Source organism: Bradyrhizobium sp. Pha-3, from assembly GCF_042258615.1.
In the GTDB taxonomy this organism is placed as follows: Bacteria; Pseudomonadota; Alphaproteobacteria; order Rhizobiales; family Xanthobacteraceae; genus Bradyrhizobium.
Window position 1 is genome coordinate 5,018,834 of sequence record NZ_CP170152.1, and the last position, 20,948, is coordinate 5,039,781.

General features: G+C 64.9%; 18 protein-coding genes and 2 tRNA genes. 15 read left to right on the plus strand and 5 right to left on the minus strand.

What is annotated here, in order from left to right; translation table 11 throughout:
* The first annotated feature begins 31 nt into the window (after window positions 1-31).
* The 4 genes from ACE10Z_RS23985 (at window position 32) to ACE10Z_RS24000 (ending at window position 7,153) form a co-directional block, all read left to right on the plus strand.
* Window positions 32-3,160 (plus strand): efflux RND transporter permease subunit, encoded by a 3,129-nt coding sequence (locus ACE10Z_RS23985; RefSeq protein ID WP_375782976.1) that lies wholly within the window; start codon window positions 32-34, stop codon window positions 3,158-3,160.
* A complete protein-coding gene (locus ACE10Z_RS23990; RefSeq protein WP_375782977.1) occupies window positions 3,157-6,261 on the plus strand; it encodes an efflux RND transporter permease subunit in 3,105 nt (1,034 codons plus the stop codon). The genes ACE10Z_RS23985 and ACE10Z_RS23990 overlap by 4 nt, the downstream gene beginning before the upstream one ends.
* 37 nt (window positions 6,262-6,298) lie before the next feature.
* Window positions 6,299-7,018 (plus strand): tRNA-uridine aminocarboxypropyltransferase, encoded by a 720-nt coding sequence (locus tag ACE10Z_RS23995; RefSeq protein ID WP_375782978.1) that lies wholly within the window; start codon window positions 6,299-6,301, stop codon window positions 7,016-7,018.
* 61 nt (window positions 7,019-7,079) lie between these two features.
* Window positions 7,080-7,153, plus strand: a tRNA-Cys gene (locus tag ACE10Z_RS24000).
* Window positions 7,154-7,196: 43 nt separating this feature from the next.
* On the opposite strand, the gene ACE10Z_RS24005 is transcribed toward ACE10Z_RS24000, so the two are convergent.
* Together ACE10Z_RS24005 and ACE10Z_RS24010 are read right to left on the minus strand one after the other, a co-directional pair.
* Entirely contained in the window at window positions 7,197-7,379 is a 183-nt protein-coding gene (locus ACE10Z_RS24005) for a hypothetical protein (RefSeq protein WP_223966421.1), read from the minus strand.
* A gap of 435 nt (window positions 7,380-7,814) precedes the next feature.
* The gene (locus ACE10Z_RS24010) at window positions 7,815-8,498 is read right to left on the minus strand and encodes a TetR/AcrR family transcriptional regulator (protein ID WP_375782979.1); all 684 of its coding nucleotides are present in this window, start codon (window positions 8,496-8,498) and stop codon (window positions 7,815-7,817) included.
* Between the two features lie 92 nt (window positions 8,499-8,590).
* Here ACE10Z_RS24010 and ACE10Z_RS24015 point away from each other — a divergent pair, with 92 nt between their 5' ends.
* From ACE10Z_RS24015 to ACE10Z_RS24050, 8 genes are all read left to right on the plus strand, one after another.
* A complete protein-coding gene (locus ACE10Z_RS24015) occupies window positions 8,591-9,076 on the plus strand; it encodes a DUF1772 domain-containing protein (protein WP_375782980.1) in 486 nt (161 codons plus the stop codon).
* Window positions 9,077-9,190: 114 nt separating this feature from the next.
* A complete protein-coding gene (locus ACE10Z_RS24020) occupies window positions 9,191-9,559 on the plus strand; it encodes a hypothetical protein (RefSeq protein ID WP_375782981.1) in 369 nt (122 codons plus the stop codon).
* A gap of 257 nt (window positions 9,560-9,816) precedes the next feature.
* Window positions 9,817-9,891: transfer RNA gene (locus ACE10Z_RS24025), tRNA-Asn, on the plus strand.
* 132 nt (window positions 9,892-10,023) lie between these two features.
* Complete coding sequence (locus ACE10Z_RS24030) at window positions 10,024-10,203, plus strand: hypothetical protein (protein WP_050404540.1); 180 nt, start codon at window positions 10,024-10,026, stop codon at window positions 10,201-10,203.
* Window positions 10,204-10,338: 135 nt separating this feature from the next.
* A complete protein-coding gene (locus ACE10Z_RS24035; RefSeq protein WP_375782982.1) occupies window positions 10,339-11,004 on the plus strand; it encodes a protein-L-isoaspartate O-methyltransferase in 666 nt (221 codons plus the stop codon).
* 214 nt (window positions 11,005-11,218) lie between these two features.
* On the plus strand, window positions 11,219-12,601 hold the full coding sequence (locus tag ACE10Z_RS24040) for a TolC family outer membrane protein (protein ID WP_375782983.1): 1,383 nt from the start codon (window positions 11,219-11,221) through the stop codon (window positions 12,599-12,601).
* Between the two features lie 332 nt (window positions 12,602-12,933).
* Window positions 12,934-13,683 (plus strand): DUF2497 domain-containing protein, encoded by a 750-nt coding sequence (locus ACE10Z_RS24045; protein ID WP_375782984.1) that lies wholly within the window; start codon window positions 12,934-12,936, stop codon window positions 13,681-13,683.
* Between the two features lie 343 nt (window positions 13,684-14,026).
* Window positions 14,027-16,894, plus strand: a complete 2,868-nt coding sequence (locus tag ACE10Z_RS24050; protein ID WP_375782985.1) for a valine--tRNA ligase — start codon at window positions 14,027-14,029, stop codon at window positions 16,892-16,894.
* Between the two features lie 18 nt (window positions 16,895-16,912).
* Here ACE10Z_RS24050 and ACE10Z_RS24055 read toward each other — a convergent pair whose 3' ends face one another.
* Window positions 16,913-17,518 carry a DNA-3-methyladenine glycosylase gene (locus tag ACE10Z_RS24055; protein WP_375782986.1) on the minus strand — a complete coding sequence of 202 codons (606 nt, stop codon included), beginning with the start codon at window positions 17,516-17,518 and terminating at the stop codon, window positions 16,913-16,915.
* A gap of 133 nt (window positions 17,519-17,651) precedes the next feature.
* Here ACE10Z_RS24055 and lipA point away from each other — a divergent pair, with 133 nt between their 5' ends.
* The 3 genes from lipA to ACE10Z_RS24070 all read left to right on the plus strand — a co-directional run bounded on the left by lipA (window position 17,652) and on the right by ACE10Z_RS24070 (window position 19,702).
* On the plus strand, window positions 17,652-18,611 hold the full coding sequence (gene lipA, locus ACE10Z_RS24060; protein ID WP_375782987.1) for a lipoyl synthase: 960 nt from the start codon (window positions 17,652-17,654) through the stop codon (window positions 18,609-18,611).
* An 84-nt stretch (window positions 18,612-18,695) separates the two neighbouring features.
* Entirely contained in the window at window positions 18,696-19,235 is a 540-nt protein-coding gene (locus ACE10Z_RS24065) for a DNA topology modulation protein (RefSeq protein WP_375782988.1), read from the plus strand.
* Window positions 19,235-19,702, plus strand: coding sequence for a type II toxin-antitoxin system RatA family toxin (locus ACE10Z_RS24070; RefSeq protein WP_375782989.1), 468 nt, complete (start codon window positions 19,235-19,237; stop codon window positions 19,700-19,702). The genes ACE10Z_RS24065 and ACE10Z_RS24070 overlap by 1 nt, the downstream gene beginning before the upstream one ends.
* Before the next feature lie 86 nt (window positions 19,703-19,788).
* On the opposite strand, the gene ACE10Z_RS24075 is transcribed toward ACE10Z_RS24070, so the two are convergent.
* Window positions 19,789-20,175: a BA14K family protein gene (locus ACE10Z_RS24075; RefSeq protein WP_375782990.1), complete on the minus strand. Its 387-nt coding sequence runs from the start codon at window positions 20,173-20,175 to the stop codon at window positions 19,789-19,791.
* A gap of 172 nt (window positions 20,176-20,347) precedes the next feature.
* Window positions 20,348-20,947 carry a CinA family protein gene (locus ACE10Z_RS24080; protein ID WP_375782991.1) on the minus strand — a complete coding sequence of 200 codons (600 nt, stop codon included), beginning with the start codon at window positions 20,945-20,947 and terminating at the stop codon, window positions 20,348-20,350.
* Window position 20,948 lies beyond the last annotated feature (1 nt).

The following is a 20,948-nucleotide window of genomic DNA, read 5'->3' on the forward strand; positions in this document are numbered from 1 at the left end:
TAATGTCCGACCTAACAGCGAGCACGCAACCATGAGCGTCTCCGAACCGTTTATCCGCCGGCCGATCGCCACCTCGCTGCTCGGCATCGCCCTGATGATCGGCGGCGCGCTGGGCTATTGGGCGTTGCCGGTCTCGGCGCTGCCGCAGGTCGATTTCCCGACCGTGCAGGTGACGACGCAACTGCCGGGCGCGAGCCCCGACGTGGTGGCCTCGCTGATCACGGCGCCGCTGGAGCGGCAGCTCGGGCAGATCCCGTCGCTGTCGTCGATGAACTCGACCAGCTCGTTCGGCGTCAGCCAGATCTCGCTGCAGTTCGACCTCAACCGCGACATCGACGGCGCCACCCAGGACGTCCAGGCTGCGATCAATGCCGCCGCCGGCATCCTGCCGAAGACGCTGCCGTACCCGCCTGTCTACGCCAAGGTGAACCCGGCCGACGCGCCGGTCATGACCCTGGCGCTGACCTCGGACACGATCTCGCTGCGGGCGATGAGCGATCTTGCCGATACCATCCTCGGACAACGGCTGAGCCAGATTTCCGGCGTCGGCCGGGTCTCGATCCTCGGAGGATTGAAGCCCGCGGTGCGGGTGCAGGCCGATCTGGCCCGGCTCGCGGCCTATGGCATCGCGATGGAGGACCTGCGCAACGCGATCGCCGGCGCCAACGTGTCGGGGCCGAAGGGGTCGCTCGACGGCGCCCAGCAGTCCTACACCATCGCCGCCAACGACCAGATCGCCGCCGCCGACGCCTACCGGCCGATCATCATCGCCTACCGCAACGGCTCGCCGGTCACGATCGGCGACGTTGCGCAGATCGTTGACGGGCTCGAGAACGATCGCACCGGCGGCTGGTACCAGGGCACGCCGGCCGTCATTATCGATATCCAGCGCCAGCCCGGCGCCAACGTGATCGACGTCGTCCAGCAGATCCGCGGTGAAATCCCGCGGCTGCAGCGGGCCGTCCCGGCCGGCGTCAAGCTGACTGTGGTCTCCGACCGTACCGTGACGATCCGCGCCTCGGTCCACGACGTGCAGTTCACGCTGATCCTGAGCGTCGTGCTGGTGACGCTGGTGGTGCTGTTGTTCCTGCGGTCGCTGCGCGCGACCCTGATCGCAGGCGTCGCCCTGCCGCTGTCGCTGATCACGAGCTTCGGCGTCATGTACTTCGCCGGCTTCAGCCTCGACAATCTGTCGCTGATGGCGCTGACCATCGGAACCGGCTTCGTGGTCGACGACGCCATCGTGATGATCGAGAACATCGTCCGCCACATGGAAGGCGGCGAGACGGTGATGGAGGCCTCGCTGAAGGGCGCCAGCGAAATCGGCTTCACCGTGATCTCGCTGACGGTGTCGCTGATCGCCGTGTTCATCCCGCTGCTGTTCATGTCAGGGCTGGTCGGCCGCATGTTCCGCGAATTCGCGCTGACCCTGACGATCGCGGTCGTGACCTCGGCGATCGTCTCGCTGACCTTGACGCCGATGATGTGCTCGCGGCTGCTCAAGAACATCCATGAGGAGATGGCGGTCCCGGGTCTTGCCGCGGTCAGCCGCTTCATCGACCGCATGGTGGAGTTCTACCATCGGACGCTGCTCTGGGTGCTGCGGCGCCAGCGCGCGACGCTGCTGGTGACGTTCGCGACCATCGCGCTGACGCTCATCATGTACGTGCTGGCGCCGAAGGGCTTCCTGCCGCTGCAGGACACGTCCTCGATCACGGCGGTGACAGAGGCCGGCCCGGACGTCTCGTTTGCCGAGATGCAGCGCCGCCAGAGCGAGGTCTCCGACCTCATCAAGGCCGACCCCGACGTGGTCGGCGTGGTCTCGGTGATCGGCGCCGGCTCGGTCAATCCGACCACCAATGTCGGCCGCCTGGTGATGACGCTGAAGCCGCTCGACCAACGGCGCGACGGCGTCGTCAAGGTGATCGAGCGGCTGAAGCAGAAGATCGCGACGGTCCCCGGCATGACCGTCTACTTCCAGCCGGTGCAGGACGTGCAGATCTCGACCCAGTCGAGCCGCTCGCAATACCAGTACACGCTGACCGCGACCGATGCCGCCGAGGTCTCGCAATGGTCGCAGAAGCTCGTCGCCGAGATGCGGCGTGATCCGATCTTCCGCGACGTCTCGTCGGAAGCGCAGGACGGCGGCCTGCGCGCGGCGCTCGACATCAACCGCCAGCGCGCCGGCCAGCTCGGCGTCAGCCTGCAGGGCGTCACCGATACGCTGAACGATGCCTTCGCGCAGCGGCAGATATCGACGATCTACGGCCAGGCCAACCAGTACCGCGTGGTGCTCGAGGCGCTGCCGATGTTTCAGCGCGATCCGTCGATCCTCGACAAGCTCTATCTGCCGGGCGCCAACGGGGCGCAGGTGCCACTGTCGGCGGTGGCGACGCTGGTCCGCACCACGGCGCCGCTTGCGATCTCGCACCAGGCCCAATTCCCATCGGTTTCGCTCAGTTTCAACCTGGCGCCGGGGGAGGCGCTTGGCGATGCGGTCGAGGCGGTGAAGGCGATCGAAACCCGGATCGGCATGCCCGGCAGCATCGTCGGGATCTATTCCGGCGATGCTGCCGAATTCGCCCGCTCGTTGGCCGGGCAGCCATGGCTGATCCTGGCGGCGATCATCACGATCTATATCGTGCTCGGCGTGCTCTACGAGAGCTACATCCATCCGATCACGATCCTGTCGACGCTGCCGTCTGCCGGCGTCGGCGCCATCCTGGCCTTGATGCTGTGCGGGCAGGACCTCTCGGTGATCGGCCTGATCGGCATCATCCTCTTGATGGGCATCGTCAAGAAGAACGCGATCATGATGATCGACTTCGCGCTGGAGGCCGAGCGGCATCAGGGCATGTCGTCCTATGACGCCATCGTGCAGGCCTGCCTGTTGCGGTTCCGGCCGATCATGATGACGACGCTGGCGGCGCTGTTCGGTGCGCTGCCGCTCGCGATCGAAAGCGGCACCGGTGCCGAGCTGCGCTTCCCGCTCGGCATCTCGATCATCGGCGGCCTGCTGCTGAGCCAGCTGCTGACGCTCTACACCACGCCGGTGATCTATCTCGCGCTCGACCGGCTCAACCGCCGGATCGAGCGGGCCGTGCCTGAGCCGGGTCCCAGTGGCCCGCCGATCGCGGGCGCCACCGAGGGCATGCAGTGATCTCGATCTCCGAGCCCTTCATCCGCCGGCCGGTGGGCACCACCTTGCTGGCGATCGGGCTGTTCCTGGTCGGGATCGTCGCCTACGAATTTCTGCCGGTGTCATCGGTGCCGAATGTCGACTTCCCGACCATCCGGGTGTCGGCGTCGCGGCCCGGCGCCGATCCCTCGGTGATGGCTGCGACCGTGGCCGCGCCGCTGGAGCGCAAGCTCGGCACCATTTCGGGCGTCGACCAGATCACCTCGACGAGTTCGCTCGGCACCACCAGCATCCAGGTGCAGTTCTCGATCGGCCGCAACATCGACCGCGCCGCGCGCGACGTGCAGGCCGCGATCAACGCCTCGCTCGCCGATCTGCCGAGCGACCTGCCGTCGCTGCCCAAGTTCCGCAAGGCCAATCCGGCCGCAGCGCCCGTGTTCGTGCTGGCGCTGACCTCGAAGACGATCTCGACCAGCGCGATGTACGACGTCGCCGACACCGTGCTGGCGCAGCGCATCTCGCAGGTGCCGGGGGTCGGCGAGGTGACGGTCAGCGGCGCCGACCAGCCGGCGGTGCGCATCGCACTCAATCCGGTGTCGCTGGCTAACGCCGGGATCGCGACCGACGATGTCCGGCTTGCGATCATCAATGCCAATCCGCTGGGCCCGGTCGGCATCTTCAATGGCGACCGGTTGAGCGAGACGCTTTCGATCAACAAGCAGATGCGCACCGCGGCCGAGTTCCGCGACATCGTCATCAAGAGCTCGAACGGCAATTTCGTCCGCCTCTCGGATGTCGCCGAGGTCGAGGATTCCGTCCGCAACTCGCGCTCGATCGCCTGGTTCAACAAGCAGCCGGCGGTGCTGATCCAGATCACCAAGCAGGGCGACGCCAACGTCATCGATACCGTCGACGGCGTTCGCAGGATGCTGCCGGAACTGAAGCAGTGGATCCCGGCCGGTGTCGAGATCTCGACCCTGGTCGATCGTACCGGAACGATCCGCGCCAGCGTCGAGGACATGCAATTCACGCTGCTGGCGACCGCCATGCTCGTGATGGTCGTGGTGTTCGTGTTCCTGCGCAGGATCGTACCGACGATCGCCGCCGGCGTCTCGGTGCCGCTGGCACTGGCCGGCACCTGCGCCGGGATGTGGCTCGCCGGATTCTCGATCGACAATCTGTCGCTGATGGCGCTCGCGATCTCCGTCGGCTTCGTGGTCGACGACGCCATCGTGATGATCGAGAACATGTATCGCAATCTCGAGCAGGGCATGGCGCCATATCCGGCCGCGGTCGAGGGTGCCAAGCAGATCGGCTTCACGGTGCTGTCGATCTCGCTGTCGCTGATCGCGGCCTTCACGCCGCTGATCTTCATGGACGGCATCGTCGGCCGGTTGCTGCGCGAGTTCTCGCTGACCCTGACATTTGCCATCATCGTGTCGACCCTGGTGTCGGTGACGATCACGCCGATGATCTGCGCGCACTACATCAAGGAGGCGACCTCGGATCGCGCCACCTGGTACGACCGTGCCATCGAGGGCACGCTGTCGCGCGTCGTGGCGTTCTACGCGTCGAGCCTGCGCATCGTGCTCGGCTATCCCTTCCTGACCCTGGTGGTGTTCTTCGCCACCGTCGCGCTGACGGTGGTGCTGTACGTCAAGACGCCGAAGGCCTATTTCCCGACCGACGACAGCGGCTTCGTGATCGGGGCGACCCGCGCTTCCGCCGATATCTCGTTCCAATCGATGCTCGGTCTGCAGCAGCGGCTCGCCGATATCGTGATGGCCGATCCCGCGGTCGCCGGCATCGGCTCGTCGGTCGGCTCCGGCGGCGGCCCGGGCGGCGCCACCTCCAACCGCGGCACCATGTTCATCAGCCTGAAGCCACCGGAGGAGCGGGGAGGCATCTCGACCGCGCAGGTGATCGACCGGCTGCGGCGCAACCTGTTCATGGTGCCGGGCATCCGCCTGTTCATGTTCGCTGCCCAGGACATCCGCACCGGCGGCCGGCAGAGCGATTCCGACTACCAGTACACGCTCGCCTCGACCGACCTCGATCTGTTGCAGAAATGGGCGCCGCTCGTCGCCAAGCGCATGGAGACGGTGGAGGGCATCACCGATGTCTCCGCCGACCGCGACCCCGGCGGCTTGCAGCTCAACCTCGTGATCGACCGCAAGATCGCCTCCAGCCTTGGCGTCCGGGTGCAGGACATCGATAATGCGCTCAACAACGCGTTCTCGCAACGGCAGATCGCGTACATCTACACCCAGCGCAACCAGTACGTGGTGGTGCTCGAGATCGATCCGAAATTCCAGAGCGACCCGTCGAACCTCGAGCGCATCTACGTCGCCGGCGCCAATGACGTGCAGGTGCCGCTATCGGCGCTCGTCCACTACCAGCGCGGATTGTCGGCGCTCGCGGTCTATCACTCCGGCGGCTTCCCCTCGACCACGGTGTCGTTCAACCTGCTCCCGGACGTGCCGCTGGAGGTCGCGACCACGAACATCCAGCAGGCGGTCGACGAGCTGCATATGCCTGAAGGCATTCGCGGCAGCTTCGACGGCAATGCCGGCGACTTCAACAAGACCAGCGGGCGGCAGCCGCTGCTGATCCTCGGCGCGCTGATTGCGATGTATATCGTGCTCGGCGTGCTCTATGAGAGCCTGGCGCATCCGATCACGATCATCTCGACCTTGCCTTCGGCCGGGCTCGGCGCCTTGCTGGCGTTGCAGGTCACCAATACGCCGCTGACCGTGATCGCTTTTGTCGGCATCATCCTGTTGATCGGCATCGTCAAGAAGAACGGCATCATGATGGTCGACTTCGCGCTCGAGGCCGAGCGGCATCAGGGCCTGTCGTCACGGGATGCGATCTTCGAGGCCTGCCGGGCGCGCTTCCGCCCGATCTTGATGACGACGATGGCAGCGCTGTTCGCCGGCGTTCCGCTGGTGATCGCGACCGGCCCGGGCACCGAGCTGCGGCGGCCGCTCGGTATCACCATCATCGGCGGCCTGTTCGTGTCGCAGATCCTGACGCTCTACACCACGCCGGTGATCTACCTGCTGATCGACCGGTTGCGCCAGCGTCCGGCACCGTCAGGCGTGCACGCTCCGGCGGAATAGGTTGGATTGAACGGCTGCGCACGCGTATAGCGAAGCGATGTCCGAACCCACCGAAGCAAAGACCGAGCTTGCCGCCGAGATCCCGGAGTGCCCGCATTGCGGCAAGCCGATGCCGCTGTGCATCTGCGACAGCGTCGCGCCGATCAAAAGCCGGATCCAACTGCTGATCCTGCAGCACCCGCAGGAGCAGGACAGGGCGCTCGGCACGGCACGGCTCACCGCGCGGCACTTTGAGAATGCGGTGGTACGGATCGGGCTGTCCTGGCCCAGCCTCGCCAAGGCGCTGGGCCGGCCGGTGCCCGACCCGTCGCGCTGGGCGGTGCTCTATCTCGGCTCGGCCAAGGTCGAGGATCTCGATACCGACGCCGAGATCGTCGCGATCAACCGCAAGGGCGAGCTGGAGCCGCACCAGCGCGCGATCCTCTCCGACATCGAGGGCATCGTGCTGCTCGACGGCACCTGGAGCCAGGCCAAGGCGCTGTGGTGGCGCAATGCCTGGATGCTGAAGTGCCAGCGGGTGATTCTCGGACCGAAACGGCCCTCGCTGTACGGCAAGCTGCGCCGGGAACCACGGCGCGACGGCCTGTCCACCATCGAGGCGGCCGCAATCCTGCTGGCCGGGCTGGAAAAGCGGCCGGATATCGCGGCAGCGTTAACTGATAGTTTCGAGCGGATGCTGGCGAGATTCCGCGAAGTGCAGGCCGAAATGCCGGAATTGGCGCCAAAACCGAAGAAGCGGGACTTCCGGAAGCGCTGACGTTAGCTGTCCGGCTTGGTTGCCTATCGCAGAGAGGGCGTATATGAAGTGCGCCGCAAGGGGCCACGTGGCGGAGTGGTTACGCAACGGTCTGCAAAACCGTGTACACCAGTTCAATTCTGGTCGTGGCCTCCACTCATCTCATCAACGGCTTGCAGCCAATAAGTGAGAAGCCGCATTAGCTCGCGGCGTACCAGCCTTCAGGAAACGGAATCAGCGGCCACGGCACCTGGTTGTCATTGGCGGCGCGCGGCGGCGGCTGAATGCGGGGCGACGGCTGGGCCACGAAATCCTCCTGAGCAATAGGCGCGATCGCCGTTCGCACGGCGTCCAGCAGCAGATCAAATTCGACTTCGCTCATCGCGCTCTCCGAGGTTCGAGAGCGCCATGGTCGCAAAACTGTCTTCGGTCCGGATTGAGCGATTCGTTCGAATTTTATGAAAAGAACGATGGCGCCCGCTTTGGTTAATAAATCGCTGATGATCCTTCGCGGAACCTAGGTCGGCACGGCCGCACCTCGTGTGGGACAAATCACATCTTGCGAAAAACTCTTCCCGGACTTCCCGGTCGTATTCATAGACGTCAAATATCGCAGGAATTTTAGGAAGACGTGACAACGAAGGCAGGCATCGCAGGATGGTCGGCGATCACATCTCGCATCGATTCTCGGTTCGTGCCGGCATGGTCCGGCAGCGGGACGGCGTCGGGTGCAGTGGGCAGTTCCCGAACGGCGTAAATGCGCCCGCTGTCTATCGCCGCAGCGAAAGGGAAATTCCCGACGTCGGTGCGGTCGCGGTCATGCCAGCCCGCCGAGGTCACCCGGCAGCATGGTCTTGAATTGCGTCAGCACCTGCCGCGCCTTCCGCGGCGGCAGCGTGATCGCGTGACGCACGGCGGCCGCGATCAGCGCCATCGTCAGCCCAGAGAAGGTGGCGAGGGTGGCGGCCGGCATGCTGGGCGCAACCCGCGCGATCGCGTCGGACAACAGGCCGGAGAGCACGGCCATGTCGTCCGCATCGAGCTTTTGCAGGGCGCGGTCGGCCTGCGTCGCCTGCCAGATGTCGCGCATCACCGGCTCGCGCATGAACATCTCGTAGTAACTGTCGACGATCCGGCATAGCGCCGGGTGCAGGTCGCGTGCGGACGAGACCGCGGCCAGATCGCGCCTGACGCAATCGCGCCCGACGGCGTTATGCCGTTCCGCCAGCGTGCCGATGATCGCGGTCTTGTCGGGGAAATATTGATAGAGCGAGCCGAATGCGACGCCGCTGCGTTCGACGATGTCGCTCATGCGGAAGGCCTCGCTGCCTTTCTCGGCCATGATCTCGGTCGCGCAGGCGAGGATGCGCTCGAACCGCTCGCGGCTGCGCTGTTGCGTCGGAGCTAGCCGCGCCAGTCCGGGCAGGGGCGCTTCCACCCCGGGCGCGGCCCTTGCCGCTACCCTTGCGACTGCCGCCGACGCGGCCTTTCGTCTCGCCATCTCTTTCCTCCGCAATCGGGGTTGACCGCTCGAATACGAGAGTTTATCGCATTTTACAAATGCGAGTAAATCTCGCGTTTGGAGGTGGAGCGATGCGCAATATCCTGGCTTCGGGCTTGCTGTGGTTTTCCGCACTCGGCTGCGGCCTGCTCGCCGGGCTCTATTTCGCGTTCTCGGCGTTCGTCATGACCGCGCTCGGCCGCATCGACCAGGCCGCCGGCATCTCGGCGATGAACGCGATCAATGTCGACATCGTGCGCTCGCTGTTCATGCCGATCTTCCTCGGCACCACGTTGTCTTGCGCCGTGCTGGTCGTGCTCGGCGGGCTGCGATGGCAGGAGCCGGGCGCGCTTGCGATGATCTGCGGCGGCGGCCTCTATGTCGTCGGGATGTTCGTCGTCACGGTCGTCTTCAACGTGCCGCTGAACGACCAGCTTGCGGCCACAGATCCCGCGAGCACTGCGGCCGCGCCGGTCTGGGCGCGCTATCTGACCGACTGGACCTTCTGGAACCACGTGCGGACCATCGCCTCGCTTGCGGCGACCACGCTATTCATCGTCGCCATCGCTGCGCGATAGAGCGCTTTCGAGGGAGGCGCTTCGCATTTTGTACACGATTTGTACTCCTGCAGCACGATCGCTAAGGAGGTGACGCCGCACACCGATGTGCGGCCGACTGCCAGGAGATTTTCAATGAAGTCTATTTTGCCGGCACTGCTTGTGATGGGACTGGGGCTGATCGCATCGCCCGCGTCGGCCGCCGATAACCGCAACGTCTCGGTGGTGAACGAGACCGGATACGCCATCAAGTTTCTCGGTTTCAACGGGCCTGATGACGGCCTCGACGAATGGGAGAACGAGCTCGAGGGCACATTGAAGAGTCAGGACACTGCTTACGTCGAGTTCGGCAACGACGACGAAGGCTGCGTCTGGAACATCAAGGTCGACTGGGCCAGCTACAATGAATCGGTGCTGTGGAAGAACGTCAATCTCTGCAAGCTCAACGTCCTGAGGCTGCGCTACGACCCCGGCACCAAGACCACCTCGTTCATCGCGGAATGACGTCAGGGGCGGGCGTGCCCCCGGGGAAGAATCGACGGCGCGGCGAAATGGTCGCGCCGGCGGTGTTTCCCGGCGCCCGCGGCGCCGATAACGGAACAGCCGGGACAAGCCCGCATCGCCCTGGAACGCCGGCAAAGCCTTGCACCGCAGAGGTTTACCGTCCCGCGCTAAAGTTTCGCCGGAGGCCCATTTGGTTCTTTGCAAGGCCGAAAGGCTTTGTTATACGCTGCCCGCTCGCGAACGTTTTGTTCGCCTATTCCTCGGTAGCTCAGCGGTAGAGCATTCGACTGTTAATCGAATGGTCGCTGGTTCGAATCCAGCCCGGGGAGCCAGTTCTGGCCCCATCAATACCCTTCATCGTCCTTCACAAGCTTGTGCTCCGAAACGGGCAGACAAAAAACGTCGTCAAATCGACTCAATAACCGCCGACACTTCGTCTTGCCGGGTCTTGAGAGATGATTCTGATGGCCATTAACCTGATCGACCTGTCGATGCCGCAGCCGACGCTTGTTCCAAGCGATGCTCCCGACATCAGTGACGATGAGTGTGTCCGCCGGCTCGCAAGGGCCGTCGAGGAGCATGATTCCGAGCATCTCGATGAAGTGGCCCGCCTGATCGGCCGGCTTGCGGTCACGATCGAATAGAGCGCATTATGGCGCGCATTCTGGGAGCGCGTTTTGCACGCCAACGGCGTGTTGCGTTTTGGCGGAGCTTGTTCCAAAAGATGGCCCTGTTCTAGCTTCTCCAGCGGCAATGCCGCGACTTGCAGGGTCCCGCCAATGACCGGTTTTTCGACCGCGCGCCAGTACATGGTGGATGGTCAGGTGCGTCCGAGCGACGTGACCGATGATCGTATTCTCGAAGCCATGCTGACCGTGCCGCGCGAGGTGTTCGTGCCGGCCGGCAAGCAGGCGCTGGCCTATCTGGACCTCGATCTCGACGTGACCGAGGGTGCCGCGGCCAGGCGCTGCCTGATTACCCCGGCGTTGCTCGCCAGGATGCTGCAAGCCGCCGAGATCAAGGCGACCGACCGCGTCCTGGTCGTCGGCTGCGCAACCGGCTACGCCGCCGCCATCGTGGCGCGATTTGCCGGAGGGGTCAGCGCAACCGAGGGCGATCCGGCGCTTGCCGGGAAGGCCTCGGCAGCGTTCGCCCAGCTCGGCATCCAGAATGTGACCGTCAAGACCGCGGCCGCTGCCGACGGCGATGCCGCCGGCGCGCCGTATGACGTCATCGTTCTCAACGGTGCGAGCGAGATTATCCCGACCGGGCTGTTCGGCCAGCTCAAGGAGGGGGGCCGGCTGGTCGGGGTGTTCGGCCTGAGGCCCCCGCCGCGTGCCACCCTCGTGACTCATTCCCACGGGGATTTCGGACATCGCGAGCTGTTCGACGCCACGGCCCCCGTGCTGCCCGGATTGGAACGGGTTCCAGCCTTCGTCTTCTGACCGCTACCGCGGCGCACTGGCTGATAAAATCCCATTCCGAATCAGAAGTGTGGCCCGTTTGCCCCACGTGAAGAGTTTCGACCGCGTTCCGTTGCGGGGTAGTTCCGTTGCCCTTAGCTGCGGACTAAGGTGAGGCGGGACTCACTTCATCTGAAGCGACCGCCGGACTGACTTGCGTGTGGAGACGGCGACTACAATGATTGGATTACCGGGGATGCGAGGGGTGAAAGCTATCACCGCGGCTGCGACTGCCGTCCTTCTGTTGGCGGAGATGGGCCCCGTGCCCGCGCTCGCCGACACTATCGAGGCCGCGCTGGTGCGGTCCTACCAGAACAATCCCCAGCTGAATTCGCAACGCGCGCTGGTGAGGGCGACCGACGAAAACGTTCCCCAGGCGCTCTCGGGCTACCGTCCGAAAGCCGCGCTGACCGTGAGCGGCGGATATCAGTACACAGACCAGCAGCCGACGGGCATCAAGGACGCCATTCACGGCACCCAAAATCCGGCCAGCGCCGGTCTGACGGTGAACCAGTCGCTGTACAACGCGCAGACCCCGCACAGGGTGCGGGCTGCCGAAAGCCAGGTGTCGTCAGCACGCGAAGGTCTGCGCGTGCTCGAGCAGACCGTGATCCTGAGCGCCGCCACCATCTACATGGATTATCTGCGCGACGCTGCGATCGTCGAGGTCCAGCGCAGCAACACGCGGGTGCTGGAGCAGACGCTGAAGCAGACCCAGGATCGCTTCAACGTAGGTGAGGTGACGCGGACGGACGTCGCGCAGTCCGAGGCACAGCTTGCGGCCGGCAAGACCCAGCAGCTCACCGCGGAATCGAACCTGACGACGACGCGGTCGAACTTCCGCCGCATCATCGGCAACGAACCGCAGAATCTCGCGCCCGGCTCGCCGGTCGATCGGTTCTTGCCGACGACGCTCGCGGCTGCCGTCGAGCTCAGCCTGACCCAGAATCCCAACGTCACGGCCGCGATGTACGGCGTCGACGTCAACTTCCTGCAGACCAAGGTTGCCGAAGGCGCGCTGTTGCCGACGGTCGGGTTGCAGGCTTCGGTGAGCGAAGGCTACCAGCAACAATTGTCGGTGAACCGCCTCTTCAATGCGGCGGCGCAGGTTCAGGTGTCGGTGCCGATCTATCAGGGCGGCGCTGAGTACTCGCTGATCCGGCAATCGAAGGAATCGCTGGCGCAGCAGCGTCTGGTCCTGGAACAGACCAGGGATCAGGCGCGCGCCAACGTCGTCACCGCATGGGGCCAGCTGGTCGCCGGCAAGTCGCAGGTCGCGTCGGCGCAGGCGCAGGTGACCGCGTCCGAAATCGCGCTGAACGGCGTGCGCGAAGAGGCCAAGGCCGGCCAGCGCACCACGCTCGACGTGCTCAACGCGCAGCAAGCGCTGGTCAATGCGCGCAACGCACTCGTCACCGCGCAACACGACCGCGTCGTTGCATCCTACAACGTGCTGAGCGCGATTGGCCGGCTGTCACCGCAGGTGATGGGCCTTTCGACCAACGTCTATGATCCCACCGTGCACTACCAGCAGGTGCGCGACAACTGGGCCGGCGTACGCACGCCCGACGGCCGCTAAACACCTTCACATCAACATCGCTTGTCGCGCCATGTTTGTGGTTCTGAGTTAATCAGGACCACAGACTGGCGCGTTTGCTTGCAATCGATAATTGGCCTGACATACCGTTTTGTCGGGCAGCAAGGCGATTCGCGGCGCCGGCGTTGCGTGATGGCAGGTGCGACGCCACCTGTGATGACGCTGCATTGGGCGACACGAGCTTGCACAAAGCCTCGGGCGGGCTTGATCTGGGGACAAGTCGGGCGGGAGCAATGAAAATCTCCGCCCGCTTCATCGGAACCGGCGAATCCTCTCGGGCTTGATGTAAAATAAGTTTCGATGTGGAGTCGGAGATGACGCAACCTGCGAAGGTCCAAGAGCCCTCGATGGAGGAGATTTTGGCGTCGATCCGTCGCATCATTGCCGACGACGAGGCGAAGCCGGCTGCGGCCGAGAAACCTGCTTCTGCCGCTCCGCCGCCGCAGAAAGTCGAGCCGCCGCCACCAGCAGCCAAGCCCGCGATGAAGAGCCCGCCGCCCGCAGCACCCCCGGCCGCGAAGCCCGCCGCAGCAGCGCCGAAATCGCCGCCGCCTGCGCCAGCTCCGGCCAGCAACAATCAGGACGACATCGACTCGCTGCTCGCCAGCCTCGACGAGGCGACGCCTGCGGCCGAGATCAGGCCGTCGCCGCAGCCCGAAGCCCAGCCCGAAGCCGACGTATTCGAACTCACCGACGACATGGCGCTGCCGGAGCCGGCGGCCACGCCATCGTTCCACAAGGTCGAGCCGCAGGACGACGTCGAGTTCACGGAAGCCCGCACACGGGCGCCGGAGCCAATGCGAGAGCCGGTTCGGGAGCGAGAACCGCCGGCAATCGAAACCGCGCCGATGCAGCAGATCATCTCGGGAACCACGATGCGGGCGGTCGAATCCGCCTTCAACTCGCTGGCCAACACCGTGCTGAGCAACAATGCTCGGACGCTGGAGGATCTGGTCAAGGAGATGCTGCGGCCGATGCTGAAGTCTTGGCTCGACGACAATCTGCCGGGACTGGTCGAGCGGATCGTCAAGGCCGAGATCGAGCGGGTCTCCCGCGGGCGTTAGCTCCGCCGCGGGCGTTAGCTCCGCCGCGGGCGTTAGCTCCGCCGCGGGCGCTAGCTCCGCCGCGGGCGCTAGCTCCGCCGCGGGCGCTAGCTCCGCCGCGGGCGCTAGCTCCTGCCGCAGGGGGCTTGGCAGCCCTCATTCAGCCCCCAAATCCCCCGGAGTTTCGGTTCTGATAGGATCCGAGCCGAAACGCCAGTTCCCTGTTTCGACGCGTTTTCTTCACGCGAACCGGTGTCCCCTTCGCTCGAAAACGCTCTCAATGCCGTTTTGACGTGCCGGTCCGGTTGACTCGGTGCGTTCTGGCGGCTTTCTACCCTTTCCCCATGGTCCACAGCGCATTGTCATGATCGAGAAAAACTACCAGCCTGCCGATATCGAGCTCCGTATGGCCCAGCTCTGGGAGGAGAGCGGTGCGTTCAAGGCCGGCCGGCCCGAGCGCAAGGACGCCGCGCCTTTCACCATCGTGATCCCGCCGCCGAACGTGACCGGCTCGCTGCACATGGGCCATGCGCTCAACAACACGCTGCAGGACATCCTGTGCCGCTTCGAGCGGATGCGCGGCCGCGACGTGCTGTGGCAGCCCGGCACCGACCATGCCGGCATCGCCACCCAGATGGTGGTCGAGCGTCAGCTGATGGAACGGCAGGAGCCCGGCCGGCGCGACATGGGCCGCGCCAAGTTCCTCGAGCGGGTCTGGCAGTGGAAGGCCGAGAGCGGCGGCACCATCGTCAACCAGCTCAAGCGCCTCGGCGCGTCCTGCGACTGGTCGCGCGAGCGCTTCACCATGGACGAGGGCCTGTCGCGGGCCGTCGTCAAGGTGTTCGTCGAGCTGCACCGCCAGGGCCTGATCTACAAGGACAAGCGCCTGGTCAATTGGGACCCGAAGCTGCTCACCGCGATCTCCGATCTCGAAGTGCAGCAGGTCGAGGTCAGGGGCCATCTCTGGTACCTGCGCTATCCGATCGAGGGGCGGACGTTCAATCCCGAGGACCCCAAATCGTTCATCGTGGTCGCGACGACGCGTCCGGAGACGATGCTCGGCGACACCGCGGTCGCGGTGCATCCGGACGATGAGCGCTACACCGATCTGGTTGGCCAGCATGTGATCCTGCCGCTGGTCGGCCGCAAGATTCCGATCGTCGCCGACGATTATTCCGATCCGGAGAAGGGCTCGGGTGCCGTCAAGGTGACGCCGGCGCACGACTTCAACGACTTCGAGATCGGCAAGCGCCACGGCCTGCCGCAGATCAGCGTGCTCGACCAGGAAGGCAGCCTGAATCTCACCGGCAACGAGGACTATCTGCGGGGCCTGCCGGCGGGCGCCGACGAATTCGCGGCAGAGTTTCACGGCATCGAGCGCTTCGCGGCGCGTAAGAAGATCGTGGCGCGGCTGGAAGAGTTCGGCTTCCTGGAGCGGATCGAGCCCAACACCCACATGGTGCCGCATGGCGACCGCTCCAACGTCGTGATCGAGCCATATCTCACCGACCAGTGGTATGTCGACGCCAAGACGCTGGCGCAGCCGGCGATCGCGGCGGTGCGCTCGGGCGAGACCACGTTCGTGCCGAAGAACTGGGAAAAGACCTATTTCGAGTGGATGGAGAACATCCAGCCCTGGTGCATCTCGCGCCAGCTCTGGTGGGGCCATCAGATCCCGGCGTGGTACGGGCCCGACGGCAAGGTGTTCGTTGCTGAGACCGAGGAAGAGGCGGTCGGCAACGCGCTCGGCTATTACGTCGAGCAGGAAGTCATCACGCCGGAGCAGGGCCACGACATGGCGGTCGATCCCGCCAAGCGCGAGGGCTTCATCACGCGTGACGAAGACGTGCTCGACACCTGGTTCTCGTCGGCGCTGTGGCCGTTCTCGACGCTGGGCTGGCCGGACGACACGCCGGAGGTCGCGCGCTACTACCCGACCAACACGCTGGTCACGGGCTTCGACATCATCTTCTTCTGGGTCGCCCGCATGATGATGATGGGCCTTCATTTCATGAAGGAGGCGCCGTTCTCGACCGTCTACATCCACCGTCTCGTCCGTGACGAGAAGGGCGCCAAGATGTCGAAGTCGAAGGGCAACGTCATCGACCCGCTCGGCGTGATCGACGATTTCGGCGCCGACGCGCTACGCTTCGCGCTGACCCGCGAGGCGGCGCAGGGCCATGACATCCGCCTGTCGCCGCATCTGGTCGAGACCAACCGCAACTTCGCGACCAAGTTCTGGAACGCCTGCCGCTTCGCCGAAATGAACGAGTGCGTGAAGCCGGACGGTTTCGATCCGAAGGGCGCGAAGGAAACGTTGAACCGCTGGATCGCGCACGAGACCTCGCGCGTCACCCGCGAGGTGACCGAGACGATCGAGGATCATCGCTTCAACGATGCGGCCGGCGCGATCTACCGCTTCGTCTGGAACGTGTTCTGCGACTGGTATCTCGAGCTCGCAAAGCCGGTGCTGATGGGCGAGGAGGGCGCGGCCAAGGCCGAGACCCGCGCCATGATCGCCTGGACCCGCGACGAGATCCTCAAGCTGCTGCATCCGTTCATGCCCTTCATCACCGAAGAGCTGTGGGCCGTGACCGCAAAGCGCGACAGCCTCCTGGTGCTGGCGCCCTGGCCGCGCAAGCAGGGCGTGACCGGCGAGCAGCTGGCGGCGATCGCGACCGCCGGTCCGGTTGTCGATCCGATCATTCCGCCGGTGATTGCCGCGCTCGACGCGGACGAGTTCAGCGATCCCGCAGCCGAGGCCGAGATCGGCTGGGTGGTCGATCTCGTCACCACGATGCGGTCGGTGAAGGCGGAAATGAACATCCCGCCGTCGACGCTGACGCCGCTGGTGATCGTGACCACCTCCGACGAGACGCGGGACCGCGCCCAGCGCTGGAACGACACCATCAAGCGCCTCGCGCGATTGTCGGACATCTCCTTCGCGGACGCCGCGCCGGAAGGTGCCATGCAACTGCTGGTGCGCGGCGAAGTCGTCGCGCTGCCGCTGAAGGGCGTGATCGATCTTGCCGCCGAACGGGCGCGGCTGGATAAGGAGCTCGGCAAGGCCGACGCCGACATCAAGCGGGTCGACGCAAAACTCTCCAACGAGAAGTTCGTCGCCAACGCGCCGGAAGAGCTCGTCGAGGAAGAGAAGGAAAAGCGCACGGCCGCGCAGGAACGCCGGGCCAAGATCCTCGAGGCGATCGAGCTGCTGAAGAAGGCGTCATAGCTGATAACGCTGTGACGCTCAGAACCGCTTGCTGAGAAATTTCGATCCCTTCAGCCCGTAGCGCCAGGGCAAATCGACGGCCTTGGTGATGCCGATCCGCAATCCGGTGACGATGTCGGGCGTCCCTGGCCGCGCGTGGAGCGCGATCGGCGGACGGTCGAGCGGCAATTCGCTGTGCGCGATGGTGATGCCGAGAGCCTCGCAAAGCTTGCCGGGCCCCGAGCACAAGGCCCGCTCATCCTCCAGTCCGCGCCGCCGGCGCATGGCGGCGAGGCCGTGGGTCGGCTCGAGCGCGCGGATCAGCACGGCGCTGGCCGAGCCCGGCGCCTCGCAGACGAAGTTGACGCACCAATGGATGCCGTAGGAGCGGTAGACATAGGAGAAGCCCGGCGGGCCGAACATCACCTGGTTGCGCGGGGTCGGTCCGTTGAACGAGTGGGCTGCCGGTTCGGTGTGATGGTAGGCCTCGACCTCGGTGATGATGCCGCCGACGCCGCCGACCAGGAACGTCGCGCCGATCAGGTCGGGTGCGACCTCGTGGACGCTGCGATCGAAGAACGAGCGTTTCAGAGCTTTGCCGAGGCGCGGCGCGGTCGCCGTGGTCGATCGGGGTTTTTGAGGCATTTTGAGTGGGAATCGGGACGGAACGGACCTCGACACTGCCAATATATTGGCTGATCTGCTAGGGTTGCATGGGCCGGGTTGCGAGCCGTGCCAACACGGACTAGCTATGGCCTCTCGCGACTTGCAGGCACAAATGGTCACCATCGTCGACACCATCTCCACCACGCAGCTCCGCCCGCGTCACCCCGAAAAGGTGAACCGGCCGGATGCCGTGTCGCCGCCGAAGCCGGACTGGATCCGCGTCCGCGCGCCGAACACGCGCGGCTATGCCGATACGCGCCGGATCGTGAAGGAGAACGGCCTCGTCACGGTGTGCGAAGAGGCGGGCTGCCCCAACATCGGTGAGTGCTGGGACAAGAAGCACGCCACATTCATGATCATGGGCGACACCTGCACGCGCGCCTGCGCGTTCTGCAACGTCAAGACCGGCATGCCCGGCGCGCTCGAGGCGAGTGAGCCGGAATACGTCGCAGAGGCGGTCTCGAAACTGGGTCTGACCCATGTCGTGATCACATCGGTGGATCGCGACGATCTCGCCGACGGCGGCGCCGAGCATTTTGCAGAGACGATCCGCGCCATCCGCGCGCGCTGCCCGACCACCACGATCGAGATCCTGACGCCGGACTTCCTGCGCAAGGACGGCGCGCTGGAGCGCGTGGTCGCGGCCAAACCCGACGTCTTCAACCACAATCTGGAAACCGTGCCGTCGCGCTATCTGACGGTCCGTCCGGGCGCCCGCTATTTCCATTCGATCCGGCTGCTGCAGCGGGTCAAGGAGATGGACCCTACCATCTTCACCAAGTCGGGCATCATGGTCGGCCTCGGCGAGGAGCGGCACGAGGTGCTGCAGGTGATGGACGATCTGCGTTCGGCCGAGGTCGATTTCCTGACCATCGGCCAGTACCTGCAGCCGACGCGCAAGCATCACGCCGTGATGCGCTACGTGACGCCGGACGAATTCGCGGGCTACGAGCGTGTCGCTTATACCAAGGGTTTTCTGATGGTGTCGGCGAGTCCGCTGACGCGCTCGTCGCATCATGCCGGCGAGGATTTTGCGAAGCTGCAGGCGGCGCGCACGGCTCGCGGCCGCTAGATTTTGTAAACGGCAGGAGGCCGGCGTCGCCAAGCGCCGTTGCCTGATCGAGCCTCGACCGAACCTTGATCTTGGACGGGACCAATGCAACGCGTGCTGGTGATGGGATCGTCAGGGTCCGGCAAGTCGACCTTTGCGCGACGGCTGTCCGCCATGACGGGTATCCCGACCGTGTCGATCGATGCGTTGTTCTGGAAGCCGGGCTGGGTCGAGTCCGACAAGGATGAATTCGAGCGCCGCATGATCGAGGTCACGCAAGCGCCGCGCTGGATCATGGATGGGAACTACATGAAGAGCGGTGCAGGCAATCTGCGCCGAGCGCTCTCGGATACGATCATCTGGTTCGACCTGCCGCGGCTGACCTGCGTGCTCGGAATCCTGGGGCGGATCGCCGGCAGCTATGGCCAGGTTCGCCCCGAAATGGCCGAAGGCTGCCCCGAGAAGATCGATCTCGAGTTCTTCCGCTATGTGTGGACCTATCGCCAGCAGCAGCGGCCGAAGCTGATCGAGTATTTTTCGGGCTTGCGCGCCGATCAATCGCTGGTCTGCTTCACCGATCGGGCCCAGGCGGACGATTATCTGCAGCGTGTCGCACGCCGGCAAAACCGTGCGAGTATCCACTGATGCCACGATTCTCAAGCAAGCGGCGGGTCCGCCACACCGCACCTCAAATGTTCGATTTGGTCGCCGACGTCGAGCGCTATCCGGAATTCGTGCCGCTGTGCCATGCGCTCAAGGTCCGCCAGCGCACGCCCATGGACGACGGCACCGAGGTCGTGGTCGCCGACATGACCGTCTCGTTCAAGCTGGTGCGCGAAACCTTCACCAGCAGGGTGACGCTCGACCGGCCCAACCTGAAGATCCTGGTCGAATACCTGCGCGGCCCGTTCAGCAATCTGGAGAACCGCTGGAGCTTCGAGCCGAAGTCGGAGACCGAATGCGATGTCGGCTTCTTCCTGAACTACGAATTCAAGAGTCGAATGCTGGCGATGTTGATGGGCTCGATGTTCGACGCCGCATTCTCGCGCTTTGCCGCCGCGTTCGAGAAGCGCGCCGACCAGGTCTACGGCAAGCCTCAGCTGTCGACGTAGCGAACCGTCTCGTTTGCATCCCTGGAACGAAAATGCCCGGCACAAGGCCGGGCATGACAGATGATGCGGTCGATTCGTTCGCCGACTTACGGGCAGGAACGCCGCACGCCGCCGGACGCGATGTAGGTGCCGGATGCGGGGTCGTAGGAGCGGAAACGCTGGGAGCAATAGGCGTCGTTGTTGGCCTTGGCCTGGCTTGCCGCGATGGCGCCGCCGATGATCGCGCCGGCTGCAAGGCCGCCGATGATCGCAGCGCCGTTTCCACCACCGTCATGGCGATGACCATAATAGCCGCCGCGATAGCCGTGACGCGGGCCGCCATGCCAGTGACGATACTGCACGTGCTCGACGGAGGTCGGCTGGTCCTGCAACCGCGCGGGCGCGAGCGGTGCGGCGAACGAGGGGGCAACAGTCGACAGCGTCATGGCGCCAGAGGTGATTGCGGCCACGACCAAAGTTCCCAACTTCATCATTTTCTCCTTGTTGTGGGATTTTGCTGTTTGGAAAAACAATTCAAACAGCAGAGTTGGAACAATGGAAAACGGCGAAGCGACGTCGCAGTTCCACCTGAGATAGGTGGCACAGGGTCGCAGTTGACAGAGGGGTGTGTGAGGTTGGCCTTCGCGCGACTCGACTTGCGCAGGCCTATCCGCGTGGCGGCCGCCGGCGTTTCGCAGTGTGGCTTCGCGGCGAACGGGCCACGCGTGGCCGCAACCGGCTGGCGGTCTCGCGGCGCGGCTTTGCCGCCTGCGGCGGGCGCGCGAGCTCCATCAGCATGCGCAGCGCCTCGACCACCGAGCGTTGCCGCACAGTGCTACGGCCGATCGCGCCAAATCGTTGCTCCCGATGAACGATGCGGCCGTCGCGCGCGGCGACGGCGAAGTGCACCAGGCCGACCGGCTTGCCAGGAGTGGCGCCGCCCGGGCCCGCGATCCCGGTGATCGAGACCGCAAGGTCGACGCCGGCCTTTTCCAACGCGCCGATCGCCATCGCGGTCGCGGTTTCCTTGCTGACCGCGCCGAACGTCTCCAACGTCGCCGCCTTGACGCCGAGCATCACCCGCTTGGCCTCGTTCGAATAGGTGACGAATCCGCGGTCGATCACGTCGGACGATCCGGGAATGTCGGTGAGCGCGCCGGCGACGAGGCCGCCGGTACAGGATTCGGCGGTCGCGATGGTCAGCTTGCGCATCCGGCACAGGTCGAGCAGCGCGCGGGAGAGGGCACGAGCGTCGCTGCCGCCCATG

Excerpts from the sequence above, each read along its gene's own strand:
- ACE10Z_RS24080 (WP_375782991.1), bottom strand. The coding sequence starts at position 20,947 with ATGGGCGGCAGCGACGCTCGTGCCCTCTCCCGCGCGCTGCTCGACCTG.
- ACE10Z_RS24070 (WP_375782989.1), top strand. The coding sequence starts at position 19,235 with ATGCCACGATTCTCAAGCAAGCGGCGGGTCCGCCACACCGCACCTCAA.
- ACE10Z_RS24075 (WP_375782990.1), bottom strand. The coding sequence starts at position 20,175 with ATGATGAAGTTGGGAACTTTGGTCGTGGCCGCAATCACCTCTGGCGCC.
- ACE10Z_RS24050 (WP_375782985.1), top strand. The coding sequence starts at position 14,027 with ATGATCGAGAAAAACTACCAGCCTGCCGATATCGAGCTCCGTATGGCC.
- ACE10Z_RS24055 (WP_375782986.1), bottom strand. The coding sequence starts at position 17,518 with ATGCCTCAAAAACCCCGATCGACCACGGCGACCGCGCCGCGCCTCGGC.
- ACE10Z_RS24015 (WP_375782980.1), top strand. The coding sequence starts at position 8,591 with ATGCGCAATATCCTGGCTTCGGGCTTGCTGTGGTTTTCCGCACTCGGC.
- lipA (WP_375782987.1), top strand. The coding sequence starts at position 17,652 with ATGGTCACCATCGTCGACACCATCTCCACCACGCAGCTCCGCCCGCGT.
- ACE10Z_RS24010 (WP_375782979.1), bottom strand. The coding sequence starts at position 8,498 with ATGGCGAGACGAAAGGCCGCGTCGGCGGCAGTCGCAAGGGTAGCGGCA.
- ACE10Z_RS24030 (WP_050404540.1), top strand. The coding sequence starts at position 10,024 with ATGGCCATTAACCTGATCGACCTGTCGATGCCGCAGCCGACGCTTGTT.
- ACE10Z_RS23985 (WP_375782976.1), top strand. The coding sequence starts at position 32 with ATGAGCGTCTCCGAACCGTTTATCCGCCGGCCGATCGCCACCTCGCTG.
- ACE10Z_RS24065 (WP_375782988.1), top strand. The coding sequence starts at position 18,696 with ATGCAACGCGTGCTGGTGATGGGATCGTCAGGGTCCGGCAAGTCGACC.
- ACE10Z_RS23995 (WP_375782978.1), top strand. The coding sequence starts at position 6,299 with ATGTCCGAACCCACCGAAGCAAAGACCGAGCTTGCCGCCGAGATCCCG.
- ACE10Z_RS24020 (WP_375782981.1), top strand. The coding sequence starts at position 9,191 with ATGAAGTCTATTTTGCCGGCACTGCTTGTGATGGGACTGGGGCTGATC.
- ACE10Z_RS24040 (WP_375782983.1), top strand. The coding sequence starts at position 11,219 with ATGCGAGGGGTGAAAGCTATCACCGCGGCTGCGACTGCCGTCCTTCTG.
- ACE10Z_RS24005 (WP_223966421.1), bottom strand. The coding sequence starts at position 7,379 with ATGAGCGAAGTCGAATTTGATCTGCTGCTGGACGCCGTGCGAACGGCG.
- ACE10Z_RS24045 (WP_375782984.1), top strand. The coding sequence starts at position 12,934 with ATGACGCAACCTGCGAAGGTCCAAGAGCCCTCGATGGAGGAGATTTTG.
- ACE10Z_RS24035 (WP_375782982.1), top strand. The coding sequence starts at position 10,339 with ATGACCGGTTTTTCGACCGCGCGCCAGTACATGGTGGATGGTCAGGTG.